This is a genomic window from Bacillus sp. GW823-FHT06A10 (assembly GCF_058795375.1).
In genome coordinates this window covers 1,532,189-1,549,080 of the sequence record NZ_JBXAHT010000001.1, presented here as the reverse complement: position 1 = coordinate 1,549,080, position 16,892 = coordinate 1,532,189, and the positions used below count along the sequence as shown (strand labels likewise).

Genomic DNA, 16,892 nt, shown 5'->3' with positions numbered 1-16,892 from the left:
TTTCAATATGCAATTTTCTCTATTGCAAGGTCAACCTTGCCTCAGATATTATTTTAAATAATCATATGATAGGGAGGCGTATAAATGATCGTTAAACGTTTATTAATGATATGTTGTATCGTTATCTTGTTCATCCCTTTCTCTTTCATTCCCCCTCACTCTACTTATGCTGAAGTAAATACTACGTACAAAAAACATGAATTACGTGCTGTATGGATCGCATCAGTTCTGAATATTGATTGGCCATCAAAAACTGGCTTACCTATTGAAAAACAGAAGCAAGAATTTATAAGGTTATTAGACAATGTAAAAAGCACTGGTATGAATACAGTTGTTGTACAAATTAAACCAACCGCTGATGCTTTCTATCCTTCAAATTACGGTCCTTGGTCTGAATACATTACGGGTACACAAGGAAAAGATCCTGGTTATGACCCGCTCGCATTTATGATTGAAGAAGCTCATAAAAGAAATATAGAATTCCACGCTTGGATTAATCCATACCGAATAACGATGAATCACACCGATATAAATCGATTATCAAACTATCACCCTGCAAGGCAACATCCCAATTGGGTTGTCCCTTATGGCGGAAAGTTATATTACAATCCCGGTATTCCAGAAGTGAAAAAATTTATAACAGAAGGTGCTTTAGAAATCGTACAAAATTACGATATTGATGCGCTGCATATGGATGATTATTTTTATCCATATAAAGTAGCCGGTGAAGAATTTCCAGATCAGAAAACGTACGAAACATATAATAACGGTAGATTTACAAATATAGAAGATTGGCGACGTAACAATGTAAATGAACTTGTAAAAGATTTAAATAATGCTATAAAACAAGAAAAATCATATGTAAAGTTTGGCATTAGTCCGTTCGGCGTATGGAGAAATATAGCTGACGATCCGACTGGCTCTAACACAACCGCAGGCCAAAGAAACTATGATGACCTTTATGCTGACACACGTGAGTGGATACAAAAAGGATATATTGACTACATTACACCGCAAATATATTGGAATATAGGTTTCACCCCAGCTTCATATGACATATTAGTAGATTGGTGGGTTAAAGAAACAAATAACAAACCGCTTCACCTATACATCGGTCAAGCGGCCTATAAAATTAATAATAACTCCGTCCCTGCTTGGTCTGATCCAGAAGAATATCCAAAACAAATTGCATTAAACCGGCTATATCCTGATATAAAAGGTAGTATGCATTTTAGCTTAAAAGATATTAATAACAATCCACTCGGAGTTAAAGATAGACTTTCAAAAAACATATATAAACATCCTGCATTAATCCCGCCTATGCCTTGGCTTGATCATGATCCACCAAAACAACCGACTTTAAAAGGCGCCATTCCAAGAGATGAAGGTATTGCAATCGGTATCATTGACAATAGAGATAATGATTCTGCTTATTACGCTATTTACCGCGTGAATGGGAAAAATGAAGTGGATATACAAAACCCCAAAAATTTACTTACTACTGTAAGAAAAACAAAACTTGGAGAAATTTATGTAGATAAAACCGCTATTTCCGGAGAAACGTATACCTATGTCGTAACTGCAGTTGATCGATTGCATAATGAAAGTGTGGCTTCTAGTCATACTACCGTTAGAGCAAAATAAAACCTCATAAAAAAAGCGCCTTAAAGCTGTGATATTTAGCTTTTAAGGCGCTTTTTGTTATTTATTCTTAAACTTCTCAGTCGCTGCTCTCATCTTCACATTTAAATCGTGATCAATCGAGTCGCGAATATCTCGCTCTACTACTTCCATTTCTTTTTTGAAATTTTCCAAGTAGATCTTCAGTTCTTCTTCCTTCTCTGGTCTTTGTGAAGGTGGTAATTGTACTACCAACGATAACATGGCCGTTAAATCTTTCATTAAGAATGTTTCAAGTTTATGTTGTTGTTCAAACATGCGTTGCTCTTGATAGTACGGAAGTGCATTTAATACTGAAATTGTAATATCATCAACCGTTCTTTGTAATGAAGGATTTATTGAGCGTTTATACGCTTGAATTGCATTTAATGCGTCTGGATAACGGTCATAAAAATACAATTTGTAAAATGATAAGTCTGTCGGTTTTACAGTTTGCTGCGTTTCTTGTCTTAAGAAATCTTTCACTTTCATCGCAGCCACATCAATATCTTCATTCGTAAGCTTTTTCGTAGTTTTTGCCATTACATGCACTTTTTTCTGCTTTTCTTTCGGTAACATCGAGAAGACTTGCTCTCTCGTACGTTGACCTGATGTACAAAATAGAGTATTTAATGTATTTTGTTCTTTCTTTCCTTCGGTGCGAATCCAGCGATAAAACAGTGGATGTTGTGTAAATTCTTGTAGAAACGGTATTGATTTGTTTGATATCTTATCTAGAGAATCTTGCGCTCTTTTATATGGCTTCGTCCATGAAAAATACAGTTTCCGCCCGAAGTATACGACTAAAACAACGACAGTAAATGCTATTAAAAGCAATGTACCGAGTAGTAATAGTACTGTTTGAATGAAACTCATTTGTTCACCTCCTCTAATAATCAGTTATTTCCTTGGACGCTGAATGAGTTTCTGCTTCATCTCATCATTAAATGTGTCTAGTTCAATAACGAACTTCTTACTTGACTCAATAATACGTTCTGAAGATTTTTCAGATGCTTCAATTGCAGCGAACACATTTTGGAATGATTCACGTAATTTATCCATGCTAATAGCAGGGTTTTCAAGCAATTTCGTCGTTTCTTCTGTATTTTGTTTTAACGCTTGAGAATTACTTAATACCATCGATTCAATTGCTTCATTCGTCGCATTTACTGCATCAATTGTTTTACGTTGATTCGTTAATGCAAGCTGAATAGCAGCTGAAACTGTTACAACGTTTTGCGTCATCGTAATCGCATTACGTATTGCCTCTGTTAATTTTTCGTTATTTTTCTTAATGATGTCTACAGAAGCTATAGATTGTAATAATACACTTTTCGCTTGCTGCATATTACGTGTACGTACAAGTATCTTTTCTAATGCATCGTTAATTAACGGAATATCCCTTTGACGCTCTGGGTTTTGTTTCTCAGCTTCAAGCATGCCAGCAAGCTTTTTCCCTAAGTATACTTGTTTATCAAGAGCATGAATTTTATCGTGCGATTGTTCTTTTAACATTTCAAGACCAACTGTATCCTCTTGTAAGTTATCACGACCAATTAGAAGGGATCTAATAATTTCCTCGATTTGTTTATCTATAGATTGGTATTTATGCACGTATGTTTCAAGTGGATTTTTCTTGAATACTTTAAACATTATTTTCTTCATACCACTTGCTTTAAGTGAATTGGGATCAAGCTCTGATACCACTTTTCGTAATTCTAACAATGTATTTGGAATTTCTTCATTTTTCCCATTCATCATCGCTGTTACAGGGCGTTTTAAAGCTGATAACGTTTGTCCTGCTGCTTGTTGCTCTTTATCCCCTAAATCTCCTAGCTGAGACAATACTTTTGATAAATCTGTATTTTGCTCGCTATTTAACTTTTGTACATAAAGATCCGCTTCTTTATTTAGTTCCTCTAATTCTGCATCTTTTATAACTGTATCAACTACTACTTCTACATTATTATCTTTCACAATGGATACAGGTTCTTTTTTCTCGAGTTCAGTCAACAAAATCGCTCCTTTATTTATATGTGCGAATTTATATGCACTATATTTCATCAATTATATCGTATTTCATATACATTCTGACTGCTTGAAATCGACTTTTTTAGAAATGCCTGTTTATGCAGCCATTCCCTGTTTCTTACTATAAGTATACCTGTAATCAACATAATTTTCCTCAGACTTAAGACCTAGAGAACAACATGCTGAAGGCGGATTCTTCATATATTTCCTAAATAATTTACGTTCTTTCAATCGTGCTACACTCAATCTTTTGACATTCACCTGTTTTCAATGTGATAATTCTATTACACTCACTTCTATTTATTTTTGCGAGCTACAAATGCTCCCTTTTGAAACGCTAATAACACCGTTTCAAACGTATCATCTTCTTCAATCATTTTTATAAACTCATCTAATTCACTCGCATGAGAAGTTGCATTATCAACAACAAGAAAACCTTTTGGTTGTAACATACGTTTTATATGCTCAAACCACCACATGTATTGCGTGCGCTCTGAATCTAGGAAAATAAAATCAAATGAATGATCTAATTGCGAATCTAAAAATGCCCCGGCTTCTTGATTATGAATATCGATTCTTTGTAACAGGTTTGCCTTTTCAAAATTGACAAGTGCCTCTCCAACTCGTTCTGAAGAAAGCTCTACAGTTGTTACATTTCCATTTGTTTCTTCTACCGCATTAGCTAACCACAATGTAGAATAACCATTAGAAGTTCCAATTTCCAAGATATTTTTTGCATTACACCCTTTTACTAAAATTGATAAAAATTGCCCCATCTCACGAGAAACATTCCGTAATTTTTCTTCCCTTGTTTTTTTATTTCGATCATGCTCTTCTCCATATTGTTCAAGTTGCAATAATAATGAATCTACTGTATCCATTCTTTTCATCGCCTTTCCAAGCAATATGATGAAAAAGCTCTTGCTGCCCGTCTACTTTTTATTATATGCGAAACAAAAACCTTTTTCCTGTTATATGACAAAGATTTATAATTTTTTATAGCATATTGTTTCGTTTTTTGGTAAAGTTAATTTCTACGTGCAATTATTCCATTCATATTATTTCATATTAAAATTGCAGTTATTAAATTATATAAACCCCATTTAAATGAATCGGTATTTCAAATTCAATTAAGCGCCCTTTTCGGACGCATTTTCTTTGTTTATATATTTCCAGAAGAAAGGATGCTTACAAATGAACGTGATTAGCTTAGATGCTGCTCGAAAACGAAAGCAGCATAAAAAATTAATGATTACTATACCGATTATTACACGTATTTATGAAGAAGACGGGGAAATTAAATTTGAGGTAGCGGGCGAAAAAGATGTACCTCTTGAAATGTTAGAAAAATAATAAAAAACGCATTTCTGAAGAAATGCGCTTTTTTATATTTTTACATTTAAATGCATAAGTTTTTCAGGATTAACCATCATATAAATATTTGAAATTTTCTCATCCTCAAATGCAAACGAAAGAACATACGTTACTTTATTATTTATTGTAACTATAACTCCTGGTATACCATTTACCATTTTGAAATCAACAGTGTACTCTTCTGTCAATCGTTGTGCAATCCCAAAGAACAAACGTATAATTCGATCCGCAGAATAAATCGGATTAATCGCAGTCGTAACTTTACCACCACCATCAGCTTTGAGTATAGCATCTGTTTTTAATACTTCTAACATACCTTCCGCATCCCCACACTGTAATGATGATACAAACTTTTCAACATAAGAAGCCATTTTCTCCGTGCTTAATTTTGATTGCTTCGGTTTCTCCAAAATGCTTTTTCGTGCACGTTGAAAGATCTTCCTGCAGTTCACACTACTCTTATCAACAATTGAAGCTATTTCTTCGTATTCATAACTGAAAACCTCTCTTAATATGAAAACAATCCTTTCTACCTCAGATAGTTGTTGTAAAAGTAATAAATATGCGGTGGAAAGGGATTCTTTCATTATAAATGACTTTGATGGCTCATCACTCTCGTCTACAAGTGGCTCTGGTAACCACATCCCTACATACACGTTACGTTTATGCGCTGCCGATCGTAATTTATCAATTGAACGATTTGTCGCCATCTTACATAAATATGCTTTCATATTTTCTATAGATTGAGGATCTTCTATATTATTTAGCGAGATAAATACATCCTGAACGATATCCTCAGCATCCATAACACTCCCAAGGATTCTGTATGCTAACGAAAATAATAATGGTTGATACGCTTCATATAACTGCTCCGTTTCCATGATGAACTGCCTCACTTCCATATTGCTTTAAAATGTGTAACGCTGCTCGTTTCCCGCTTGCTACCGCAGCATCAGCTAATATTTCATCATGCCCTGCCCAATCTCCTGCAACATAAACACCTGGCATTTCAGGTATATTAGGACCCGGCTTTTCAACACGGTCAATATGAGGAAAATCATGTACTACTGTTATTTTCGGTAAATATTGCTGTGCAACAACTTCTCTTTTCCAATTTGGATGTAACAACTCCATCGTACTTTCCAACTGTTCTTTATCTTCATGAATATGATTCATCTCTAGCATAGGATTATGGTACTTAATTAGACTCACTGCAATTGATCCATCTTCACTTAATTTAGCTGCTCTCGATTGATTTGTGAAAAATATAGGTTGATCTAATCCTAATACAAATTGATGTGTAGGATTGGGTAATTGTCTCAAGCCAATATCTAATGCAGCAACAGTAACCGGTACCGATTGTTCATTCCATCTATGCAAACTTGTTCCTTCTGCACCTTTTATTATTTTACAAGCCTCTTTTGGCGGAGTCGTCACGATGACTGTATCTACTGCAAAAACCTCATCATCAACACAATGTATTCTTTGTTTATCTTCATAATGCTCTATTTCCAAAACATGCTTTTTAGCCAAAAATTTTACCCCGACATCATTCGCTAAATCTCTTAATTTTGTTATTATCGTCTCCCAACCACCATCTACATAAAGCACTCCTTCTTTTATAGAAAGCTGTATTTGCTTTAATACAGATGATGCTAATTGTATTGTAGGAGCAAACGTATATGTTGTTGTCCGGCATAGCGCATAAAATATATTACGAACCATTGGATCTTTTATTTCATTTTCTGCCCATGTAGTTAGACTCATTTTCGGAACTTCTCCTACATCTAAATTTCCTAAACGAATCATAAGACGTGAGAATTGTACTTTTGCAGACCACGAAAGTAGTGGTGTTGATAAAATTGAGCGAAAATCTGTTGGGATGGTGAATATATCCCCTTTCCATATTCCATGTGCTTTTGTAGATGGTATTCCACCTGGAAGATTCGAACCGAGCTCATTAAAAGTTATAAACGCTGCCCCGCCTCTATATAAAGCATGTGCACCAAGATTCATGCAGATTCCATTTTTATTTATAGTCATCCCTCGGCCACCGAATTGACTGGATTTTTCTAATACAATCACTTTCTTTCCAGCTTTCGCTAAATATATAGATGCTGTTAATCCAGCAAGCCCACCGCCAACAATTGCTACATCAAATGTATTCATAATAAAATCCCTCCTTATCGTTCTACATACAAGACGAACGATTAAGGAGGGATGTGACATGAAAATAAATTTTTATTACCCTACTTTATTTCATTACTTTTTAATTCGGTCATATTGCATACGAAATAACTCAATTGCAAATGGAATATCCTCTTCACTCTTTATATAATAACTGATCCATCCTGATTCAGGTAATACGTGATGTGGTTTTACCAATCCTTGCTTCACTAATTCATCTCGCTTTAACTTCGGAAATGGTAAATCAGCTAATTTATCACCATGAAGATGGCCAAGTTCTTTCTTACCATAATTTATTTCAATACCACCAAATCGATGCGGTTTTTCAGAAACACCCGCCCAGCTGAGTACTTCATTTCTAATCATTTCACTAAATGACATGAACATTCACTCCTTATAAATGATTGATGTACTTTTAAATTAACATTTTCATTACTTTTTTCCATCAATCCAAAGTATGAATGGGAATACGAATATAGTTTAATCTTTATACTTTATTCTTTATGGAATAAGTGAATTTATTAAGCTACCGACAACAGCACAAAACAAAGACTAGACACATATCCTAATTTTGTAACCTAACTTACCTATAGAAAGGCGGGTAATACAATTGACTGCCAACATCGACTATACCTCCCCCTCAACCAATTTTACTTATGATGTAAATAAAAGTAATTTTTTTCGGAAAGATGCCCAAAATTATATAAATGTACTTGGTATTAAACAATTAAACACTTTAGAAAATACTTCTTTATTAGATATTTATTTAAGTACAGGAAATGTTGTAGAACCACATATTCATCAAAATGCAGCTGAACTTGTTTATTGTATTTCAGGGTCTGCTGTTGTTTCTTTACTTAATCCATTTACGAATCAAATATTAAACTTACCGATAAAACCGGGGCAAGTTGCCAACATTCCACAAGCGTGGTGGCATTATGAAATTGCTACAGCTGATAATACTCATTTATTAGCTATTTTCAATGCCCCAGCGCCAGAAGTTATTTTCGGTTCTGATATTTTAAGATTAACTCCGGCTCATATGATGGCCCATACTTACTGCCTCAATGAACAACAATGGAAACAAGCGGTTTCTCCTATTCAATCAACTACTGTTATTGGCCCTCCGGCAAACTGCAATCAAAACCGTGGAATGAAAAATTACCCAACCCAGCCCCTCCCTCAACAACATAATCCGTATCCCCAAGATTCTTATTACTTTCCTCTTTACTGGGGCTATTAATTTGTAAATTTTTAAAAGAATCATCATTTATCTCCTAGGAAAATACCGAGGAGATTTTTTTATTGTATGTTCTCTTCCTATTAATAATAGTAACAATTGATAGTGTACATACATATAATATTTATATATTAAATCGGAGGTGATAGTACTATGAGTAATTATAACTATCGAAAAAACTACTCTTATAATAAAAATAGTAGCTCTTCAGCATCCTCTCAATCTTCCAATTCTCAATCTTCCAATTCCCAATCGCAAAGAGACTTAGCCGAGCAAGGCTATGTAAAGAAAAAAGGATGTAACTGTAATAAAAATAAATAGTTTATTTTATGGATGAATTCTTTTTTAAAAGAATTCATCTTTTTTTGCTGATCGGAAATTTTTAAAGTTACATAACTTATGCCTTAAATGAGAAAGGGTAAATTATACTTTTTTATACGAACTTAATAAAGAGTAATTGTTCAATTGATTTATTACTTATTTCCTCAAAAAATATAGTCCTTCCTAAATTTATTAGGAAGGACTATATACAAACCCCTGTTTAATTTCCTACTAAACATTGTAACAAATTAAACGATATTAATACCTGCACTTACAAATCCAGCAACTGCAGCTATTGGACTTGCTGCTGTTAATGAAACATACAGTAGTATTTTATCTCCAGCCGCTACTGGAATAGCTTCAGCAATGATTCCTGATGCTGTAGAACCAATCGCTATTGCGGCAAATGCTGGTGTTAATAAAAGAGGTGCGCCTTGTACTGTAAACGTATTGCTTGCTGCAGGTGCAGTTAATATTTGTATTTGCACTTGAACAGGTGATAATGGAGCTAAAGCAGCTGTTGCACTAAAGAAACCAGCTAATGACGTAATAACCCCTGCGCGTGGTGCTACAAATGCATAATCACCTACACCTAATGCTAATGTGATACTTGTTCCACCAGTTAAAGCTACACCAGGCTGACTAAATCCAAATCCAAGAAGAGTTCCTGTATTAGCTATTAACGCGTTAACTAACGCAGATGGTGTTGTACCTGAAGCAAATGGAATAATAGCTCCGCCACCAGTTGCTCCTGTTGCACCAGTTAAGCCTGTTGCACCAGTTAAACCTGTTGCTCCCGTTGGACCTGTTGGACCTGTTGCTCCTGTTGGACCTGTTGCTCCTGTTGCTCCTGTTGCTCCTGTTAGGCCTGTTGCTCCTGTTACTCCTGATGGACCTGTTGCTCCTGTTGCTCCTGTTGGGCCTGTTGCTCCTGTTGGACCTGTTGCACCAGTTGCTCCTGTTGCTCCTGTTGCACCAGTTGCTCCTGTTACTCCTGCTCCTGTTGGACCTGTTGCTCCTGTTGCACCAGTTGCTCCTGTTGCTCCTGTTGCTCCGCCTCCTGGACCTGTTGGACCTGTTGGACCTGTTGGGCCGCCTCCTGGAGTAGCACCAATTAATTGAGTTAATAAGTTTAATAAAAGTTGTAAGCTTGCAGGGTCAATAATTAAAGAGAAGAAGAATGGTGCAAGAGCACTGTAGAATTGTTGTAATAAAGAAAGTAATTGACTTAGATTTGGGTTAGGAGATTGTAGTAAATTAATAATACTTTGAATTAATTGTTTTAAGAAATTCCCTTCTGGAGAAGGTGCTAATTCATTTAGTAAGTTCAATAGTTGAGTAAACAAATTGAGTAAAGCTAATCTGTTTGCATCACTTGGATTTGCAAAAAACGCTGCAATAGCCGAAATTAAAGAGTTTAGTAAAGTAATTAATCTACCTAATTGCTCACTAGTAATTGGAACTGTTTGTGGATTGTTACAGCAATCTGGAGTGAAAACAATCGGATTATTGCAGTGGTTATGACCGAAACAATTATTACTTGTCATTTATGTCCTCCTTACTTGTTTTATATTTGAGTTTTTCCTATTATAAGGATCATAAAGTTGTAAAAGAGTATGTGTTATATATTGACTTAAAATAGGAAACATGAAATATAATTAAACTTGCAAACGCTATTTAATTATGTTCATGACTCACATATTAATTATATGTTTTTAATAATTGACTGCTTAGATTAAATACCTAAACTTAAGAGTTTATTTTATTTTTCCACGTTTATCTCTTAGGTTCAAAGACACATTTTAATTTGAATACAAAAAACCGAATTTACGATTAACATATATTCCGCAAGTAATAACATCATTTTTTCATATAAATAAAGAACATTTCTTTACTAAAATTGGGCTCACCTTATAAAGGTGAAGCCGTTTCTATTATAAAAAACTCTCATACAATATAGTGGACAAGTTATTTTATACTTCGTTCTAATAAAATATTGTAAGGAGTGAAAATTAATTGCCTATCATTCAACCATTTATGGCATCTAGAAGATTTACATCTACACTAGGAGCCGGCACAGGTACAGGTGCAGCTTTTGCAATTGCTGCCACAGCTTGTTTAAACGATGCGGGTACTACTGCAACCGCTTTTCCGACTTTCACGTATTACAACTTATATGTGAACGGTATTCTTCAACCAAGCGTGAACTCCAGTGTTACTACTGGTCCTACTGGTGCTATTACAATTCCTGGTGGGGATGCATTAGACGGCGGAATTCCAATTACAATTGAATTTATCGTCACTTAATGTTAACGAATGTAATTCAGAACAAAAAAGACAGATTCCTTTTCATTAAGAATCTGTCTTTTTTAATTAATAATAATAAATTGTAAAATAATTGAAGAACCTTGCGATGGTGGTTGGTTATCCAATAAAGTTAGTTTACCAGTACTAACTTCATAGAATGGTTGTGGTTGCAAAATTCCATTGATAAACAAATTTATATACGAAACCTTACTAGGTGAAAGTATATTCGTTGTACCATATTGAGCTATGCCATCTGCATCTGTATATATAAGTTTCTCTCCATCTGAAAAAGTGTAAAATAACAAATTAGTTGTTGTTATAGGGCCAATCCCCCCAGTAGGACCTGTTGCTCCTGTTACACCCGTTGCTCCTGTTATTCCTGTTGCCCCCCTTGCTCCCGTTGCTCCTGTTATTCCTGTTGCCCCCCTTGCTCCTGTTGCTCCTGTTGCTCCTGTTATTCCTGTTGCCCCCCTTGCTCCTGTTGCTCCTGTTGCTCCCGTTGCTCCTGTTACTCCCGTTGCTCCTGTTATTCCTGTTACTCCCGTTGCTCCTGTTATTCCTGTTGCCCCTGTTGCTCCTGTTATTCCTGTTGCCCCCGTTGCTCCTGTTGCTCCTGTTGCCCCTGTTGCTCCTGTTGCCCCTGTTGCCCCCGTTGCTCCTGTTGCTCCTGTTGCCCCCGTTGCTCCTGTTGCTCCTGTTGCCCCCGTTGCTCCTGTTGCTCCTGTTGCCCCCGTTGCTCCTGTTGCCCCCGTTGCTCCTGTTGGAATATATATTGGTGGAAGAGCTGGAAATGTAGGTCCAATATTCTCAGGTTCTATCTTACCTTTATTTATTGATAATTTATCATTCCGCTTCAATTTAATTCCTCATTCCACATATTTTTAATTAACTTACATAAGTATGAGTCTATTATTAAGGAATACTCTCATAACTATTCTTTTTTCTTGCCAAATGATTCATACAGTTATTAAACATTTTACCGTTGCTTTAACTACTACTATTAATATAATAAAATGATAGTTCCATTCCAAAAACACGAAACTTATTGCATTCTAATTTAAAAATGAGGTGATTTAAATTCAAGATAAAAATGAAAAAAGAATAGAAGAACTAGTATCAATAGCTCTTGAAATTATTCTTCCATACAGACTTACTGGACCTACCAGAAATACTGGGGCAATAGTTACAACAAACTCTATGTTCGCTAATAATACATTAGGTGGTCCCATCTCTGTGATATTAGGTGGAATTAATATTCCTCTTTCTAATAACCAAAGCCTCGGTAATTTTACAGGTAACGCCTCAAACGATATATTTACAATTCCTGTAACCGGAAGATATTATTTAACCTATCAAGTTAATACGACAACTGCTCTACTCGCTGGAACAAGACTACTATTAAACGCTTCTACTCCACTTCCTGGTTCTATTTTTTCTCCCGCTATATCAACTTCAAATTATAATAATAATTTAATTGCCGGTAATACAATTTCACTTCAATTATTCGGCGTATTATCCATCGTTAATTTGGTTGGAGGTGGTTCAACAGGTGCCTCTCTAACAATTATACGAATCGATTAAAAAATGATTCATTCTTTTTCTAATAAACATTATTAAATACTAAGTCTGTCATAACAAGAGTTTCCCAATTATTTCATAAAAGTGATGACACATTAAAGAACAAATTGCACTATATTCATAGTAGAAACTATCTATACTAAATTTTCCGTATATATATTATCAATTTACACTGACTTCCACCGATGTTACATTAAATATGAAGACAGTTTCTCTTTTACGAACCATCTCAATACGTATTTGAGAAACATACTCCAATCCTATACGCGAGAGCAATACTGTGTTGACACTCAGATGAGTGTCTTTTTTTGTGAATGATAAAAAATAAAAACCATCTCTTATAGATGGTTTTATCTTTTGTTACTATAAATACACACTTATGCAGTTGGATAATAAATTGTCATGCTTAATCGAGTCAAAGATTCCCCTAAATTACGATAAGAGTGTGATCTATCGGCCTTAAAACGAATTGAATCTCCTCTATTTAATGTATATTGACAGTTATTCACTTCTACTGTCAATTCACCTTCAAATACCGTAATAAATTCTTCTGCGCCTTCTTTATGCCCTTCTGAACTTAATTTCCCTTCTGTTTCTATTTCTACTGTATACATTTCAAAATGTCTATCATCTTGAAAAGGAAAAGAAGGATACACTTTATATTTTCCATTGTCTTCAGACAATACTTGAATATCTTTTCTTAAGATCACTTTCGTATCAGGCTGAGGATTGTTGATTAAAGAGGTAAAAGAAACTTTCAAGCCATTTGCAATCTTCCATATTGTTGTTAGTGTCGGGCTTGATTCTCCTCTTTCAATTTGTCCAATCATCGTTTTACTCACACCTGTTAATTGGGAAACTTTTTCCAAACTTATTTTTTCTTTTTCTCTTATAGTTTTTAAATTTTTCGCCAATATAAGTTGAATTTCTTCCATAAAAACACTCCCACGCTATATACAATATAACGACCTTTATGTACAATAAAAAGCACACGTTATATTGTTCCTTTCGGTCATTATAACACACACAAATAATTAGGGGGTTTTCAAATGCCTATATTTTCTTTTTTATTATTCGTTTTTATAAGTAGCTTCACACCCGGCCCTAACAATTTTTTAGCGATGACATACGCAAATCAACACGGATTAAAAAGGAGCATGAAGTTTTGCTTCGGAGTAGCTTTTGGTTTTTTCATCCTCACTTCTTTATGTAGTTTCTTTAATGTTGTACTACTTAATATCTTACCCATAATCGAATTCCCTTTAAAAATTTTAGGTGTAGCGTATATGTTATATTTAGCTATTAAAATACTTACTAGTAAAAGCAGTACGAATCCCGTTGAAAAAGATAATAAAAACTTATTCACAGTTGGGATTTCTCTTCAATTCGTTAATCCTAAAGGGATTTTATTCGGACTGACTGTAGTATCGACTTTCATACTCCCTTACTACAATTCATATTCAAGTTTTATACTTTTTTCATTATTTCTAGGTGTAGTCGGTTTAATGAGTACATTTAGTTGGAGTTTATTTGGTTCAATATTCCAAAAATTATTAGTGAAACATAACCAATTATTTAACATCATTATGGCCGTATTATTAGTTTTCAGTGCCGTTTCAATCGTTATACACTAATTTGATGCTCATTTTAGATTTTGTACTTTTTAATACCACTCTTCATCAATCAGACTACTTTATATACTAATCCATCCACATACCCTATATGTTTTAAAACTTTTAAGAGGAAACCTTCTAACAATAGGTTTCCTTCCATATCATATTAAATAAGAAGCAGGTGAAATACGGAGGTGATTTTGATTAAGACTACTTTAATTTCTCATTTTTACAATGAAGAATATTTACTTCCATGGTGGTTAATGCACCATACAAAGCTATTTGATCACGGTATTCTTATTAACCGTGGATCCACTGATCGGTCAGTGGAAATCTGTAAAATATTCGCTCCTAATTGGGAAATACGAAACTCAAAATCACTCGAATTTGATGCTTATTTAGTTGATCAAGAAGTTATGGAAATTGAAAGAGAACTTACAGGATGGAAAATGGTATTAAATACGACAGAATTCCTGTGCTGTTATAATAAAGAACAATTTTTCAAATCACTTAACACTATGAGCGGCAATATGTTTTCAATAAGAATGATTATGATGATTGATGAACCGACTTATGGCTACACTAATCCAAGATATAGTTCTCCGCTTGTTAAACAACGTTATCACGGCATAATAATTCAACCTAATCCAAATCAACTATATCTTAACGGTAGATTAATTCACAATAATTCGCACGGGAACTATAGAGTCGGGAGACATGGTTCGCATTATCCTTATAGCATTTACATAGAACCTGCTTTTATTTTTAAATTTTTTTACAGTCCATGGAACGATCCAATGAAAAAACGAAAATTACAAATTGGGCCGACTCTTTCTCAACATAGTGTACAGCGTGGACTAGGTTCTCATCACTTAACAACAATTGAAAAATTAGAAACAAAATACAAATTCTATGCAACTTTAACTACGGACCTCCGGTTATTCCCAGAATACCAAATTATATTTCCTGACCTTTATCCTTAATGTCTTGAATATTTAGTTTCCACATCCATCCTTTTTTTATTAACATACCAACTCCAACTAAATACTTTTCTCTAGTAGAAATCTGAGCTAGGACTCTTGCTGCACGCAGATTCCTCTTATTTAATCTCGTATCACTAGCCTATAATCTTTCATACCATTTCATTGAGCACCTGATGTTGGATCAGAAATAAAAAATGGTAATTCATTTGGAAAATTTTAAATTTCAAATTATATACCTTCTAAAACAAAGAATTCAAACAATAGAACCTAAACTAATGTTTTAAGTTATGGCTTTATTTTTTTCTTATTATTCACTTTAAAATCTTTTTATAAAAATATTGAAAAATACGGTATAATATAAATCACTGTTCTTTGGGAGGGTTATAATGTCTGATAAGTATAAAATTTTCATTCTTATTGTTACCGCATCTTTTTCTTTCTTTTCCTTAATAAAAGATTTCCGCAACACTTCAAAAAGTTTCTTTTGGGGTAGTTTTGTAATTCTTACAAGCTTCATAATACTTTTAACACTCGCTTTAGATTTAACTCCAATACTCCTATATTCAACGCAAATTGCGCTTGAGGTTATTACAATACCACGTAAACTCTTTCTACCATCTGTCACTGAAGCCGCTAGTATTTGCTAACAAAGTATTTTAATTTTCTTATGCATGCCAAAATATATTTTGGTAAATTTGACACACATTTATATCAAACAAGCATATTTTATTGTATGGTGACTATCTAAAAATACAAATTTTAAATTTTTATAAGATCTTTTTATTTTTAATTAAAAATTTACAACATTCTAAAACAGTATGCACATAATATCCTCAATTCCCTTTTTCAACATGAAACTTGTCTCAGAGCGCCTTTAAAAGCGCTCTTTATCTTTAATAAAGGTTTTATTAAAATTTAGGTTAAAAATTAATACCCTATAGTCAGGATAGCTATTTACTGTTTCCAAAATAAGTTGCATTAATAATATAGAAATGAAATACCTATAAAAATTATTACTTTACTATTTCTTTAAACATGCTAGTGAGGTGATTTCGATAGATTATCAAAACAAAGATATGTTCATTAACTTTTCACTTTTAGATATTAACCGTATTATTCTCCCACATTCTCCTACTGGACATACTGGCTCTACCGGCTCTACCGGTTCCACTGGACCTACTGGGCCTACCGGGCCTACTGGGGCTACCGGCTCCATTGGTTTCACTGGTTTCACTGGTTTCACTGGTTTCACTGGTTCCACTGGTTCCACTGGTTCCACTGGTTCCACTGGACCTACTGGACCTACTGGACCTACTGGACCTACTGGACCTACCGGTTCCACTGGACCTACTGGCTCTACCGGTTCCACTGGACCTACTGGCTCTACCGGTTCCACTGGACCTACTGGGCCTACCGGTTCTACTGGTTCCACCGGGCCTACTGGGGCTACCGGTTCTACTGGACTTACTGGCTCCACTGGACCTACCGGTTCTACTGGCTCCACTGGTTCCACCGGGCCTACTGGGGCTACCGGCTCTACTGGTTCTACCGGTTCCACCGGGCCTACTGGGGCTACCGGCTCTACTGGTTCTACCGGTT

Annotated in this window: 17 protein-coding genes and 1 pseudogene; 8 read left to right on the top strand and 10 right to left on the bottom strand. The window is 34.8% G+C overall.

Annotated features, from left to right (window positions below):
- Positions 1-84: 84 nt before the first annotated feature.
- Entirely contained in the window at positions 85-1,644 is a 1,560-nt protein-coding gene (locus tag AC1Q8M_RS08000; protein WP_098511503.1) for a glycoside hydrolase family 10-like protein, read from the top strand.
- Between the two features lie 57 nt (positions 1,645-1,701).
- Here AC1Q8M_RS08000 and AC1Q8M_RS07995 read toward each other — a convergent pair whose 3' ends face one another.
- The 3 genes from AC1Q8M_RS07995 to AC1Q8M_RS07985 form a co-directional block, all read right to left on the bottom strand.
- Positions 1,702-2,535, bottom strand: a complete 834-nt coding sequence (locus AC1Q8M_RS07995; RefSeq protein WP_000008373.1) for a DUF3974 domain-containing protein — start codon at positions 2,533-2,535, stop codon at positions 1,702-1,704.
- Positions 2,536-2,559: 24 nt separating this feature from the next.
- Positions 2,560-3,672, bottom strand: a complete 1,113-nt coding sequence (locus tag AC1Q8M_RS07990) for a toxic anion resistance protein (protein WP_000137396.1) — start codon at positions 3,670-3,672, stop codon at positions 2,560-2,562.
- A 314-nt stretch (positions 3,673-3,986) separates the two neighbouring features.
- Positions 3,987-4,580: an O-methyltransferase gene (locus AC1Q8M_RS07985; RefSeq protein WP_002094007.1), complete on the bottom strand. Its 594-nt coding sequence runs from the start codon at positions 4,578-4,580 to the stop codon at positions 3,987-3,989.
- 304 nt (positions 4,581-4,884) lie between these two features.
- Between AC1Q8M_RS07985 and AC1Q8M_RS07980 the strand changes: the two genes are divergently transcribed.
- On the top strand, positions 4,885-5,043 hold the full coding sequence (locus AC1Q8M_RS07980; protein WP_001100984.1) for a hypothetical protein: 159 nt from the start codon (positions 4,885-4,887) through the stop codon (positions 5,041-5,043).
- Positions 5,044-5,075: 32 nt separating this feature from the next.
- On the opposite strand, the gene AC1Q8M_RS07975 is transcribed toward AC1Q8M_RS07980, so the two are convergent.
- The 3 genes from AC1Q8M_RS07975 to AC1Q8M_RS07965 form a co-directional block, all read right to left on the bottom strand.
- A complete protein-coding gene (locus AC1Q8M_RS07975) occupies positions 5,076-5,945 on the bottom strand; it encodes a sigma-70 family RNA polymerase sigma factor (RefSeq protein ID WP_000447145.1) in 870 nt (289 codons plus the stop codon).
- Complete coding sequence (locus AC1Q8M_RS07970) at positions 5,923-7,233, bottom strand: phytoene desaturase family protein (RefSeq protein ID WP_098683866.1); 1,311 nt, start codon at positions 7,231-7,233, stop codon at positions 5,923-5,925. Before AC1Q8M_RS07970 ends, AC1Q8M_RS07975 begins: the two co-directional genes overlap by 23 nt.
- 93 nt (positions 7,234-7,326) lie before the next feature.
- Positions 7,327-7,632 carry a luciferase domain-containing protein gene (locus AC1Q8M_RS07965; protein ID WP_000010317.1) on the bottom strand — a complete coding sequence of 102 codons (306 nt, stop codon included), beginning with the start codon at positions 7,630-7,632 and terminating at the stop codon, positions 7,327-7,329.
- A gap of 229 nt (positions 7,633-7,861) precedes the next feature.
- On the opposite strand from AC1Q8M_RS07965, the gene AC1Q8M_RS07960 reads away from it, so the two are divergent.
- A complete protein-coding gene (locus tag AC1Q8M_RS07960; protein ID WP_000126322.1) occupies positions 7,862-8,494 on the top strand; it encodes a cupin domain-containing protein in 633 nt (210 codons plus the stop codon).
- A 566-nt stretch (positions 8,495-9,060) separates the two neighbouring features.
- Here AC1Q8M_RS07960 and AC1Q8M_RS07955 read toward each other — a convergent pair.
- Positions 9,061-10,359 carry an exosporium glycoprotein BclB-related protein gene (locus tag AC1Q8M_RS07955; RefSeq protein ID WP_492334132.1) on the bottom strand — a complete coding sequence of 433 codons (1,299 nt, stop codon included), beginning with the start codon at positions 10,357-10,359 and terminating at the stop codon, positions 9,061-9,063.
- A gap of 469 nt (positions 10,360-10,828) precedes the next feature.
- Here AC1Q8M_RS07955 and AC1Q8M_RS07950 point away from each other — a divergent pair, with 469 nt between their 5' ends.
- Positions 10,829-11,119, top strand: coding sequence for a DUF4183 domain-containing protein (locus AC1Q8M_RS07950; protein ID WP_001121647.1), 291 nt, complete (start codon positions 10,829-10,831; stop codon positions 11,117-11,119).
- Between the two features lie 62 nt (positions 11,120-11,181).
- On the opposite strand, the gene AC1Q8M_RS07945 is transcribed toward AC1Q8M_RS07950, so the two are convergent.
- The gene (locus tag AC1Q8M_RS07945) at positions 11,182-11,976 is read right to left on the bottom strand and encodes a DUF4183 domain-containing protein (RefSeq protein ID WP_492334131.1); all 795 of its coding nucleotides are present in this window, start codon (positions 11,974-11,976) and stop codon (positions 11,182-11,184) included.
- A gap of 220 nt (positions 11,977-12,196) precedes the next feature.
- On the opposite strand from AC1Q8M_RS07945, the gene AC1Q8M_RS07940 reads away from it, so the two are divergent.
- Complete coding sequence (locus AC1Q8M_RS07940; RefSeq protein ID WP_098361393.1) at positions 12,197-12,700, top strand: BclA C-terminal domain-containing protein; 504 nt, start codon at positions 12,197-12,199, stop codon at positions 12,698-12,700.
- Positions 12,701-13,074: 374 nt separating this feature from the next.
- On the opposite strand, the gene AC1Q8M_RS07935 is transcribed toward AC1Q8M_RS07940, so the two are convergent.
- A complete protein-coding gene (locus AC1Q8M_RS07935; RefSeq protein WP_098855535.1) occupies positions 13,075-13,632 on the bottom strand; it encodes a helix-turn-helix domain-containing protein in 558 nt (185 codons plus the stop codon).
- Between the two features lie 114 nt (positions 13,633-13,746).
- Between AC1Q8M_RS07935 and AC1Q8M_RS07930 the strand changes: the two genes are divergently transcribed.
- From AC1Q8M_RS07930 to AC1Q8M_RS07920, 3 genes are all read left to right on the top strand, one after another.
- Positions 13,747-14,331 (top strand): LysE family transporter, encoded by a 585-nt coding sequence (locus AC1Q8M_RS07930; RefSeq protein ID WP_001121284.1) that lies wholly within the window; start codon positions 13,747-13,749, stop codon positions 14,329-14,331.
- A 179-nt stretch (positions 14,332-14,510) separates the two neighbouring features.
- Positions 14,511-15,293: a glycosyltransferase family 2 protein gene (locus AC1Q8M_RS07925; RefSeq protein ID WP_141549503.1), complete on the top strand. Its 783-nt coding sequence runs from the start codon at positions 14,511-14,513 to the stop codon at positions 15,291-15,293.
- A 386-nt stretch (positions 15,294-15,679) separates the two neighbouring features.
- Positions 15,680-15,940 carry a hypothetical protein gene (locus AC1Q8M_RS07920; RefSeq protein WP_098361396.1) on the top strand — a complete coding sequence of 87 codons (261 nt, stop codon included), beginning with the start codon at positions 15,680-15,682 and terminating at the stop codon, positions 15,938-15,940.
- Positions 15,941-16,356: 416 nt separating this feature from the next.
- On the opposite strand, the pseudogene AC1Q8M_RS07915 reads toward AC1Q8M_RS07920, so the two are convergent.
- A pseudogene (locus tag AC1Q8M_RS07915) lies at positions 16,357-16,892 on the bottom strand (mucin 17-like protein); the annotation flags it as partial.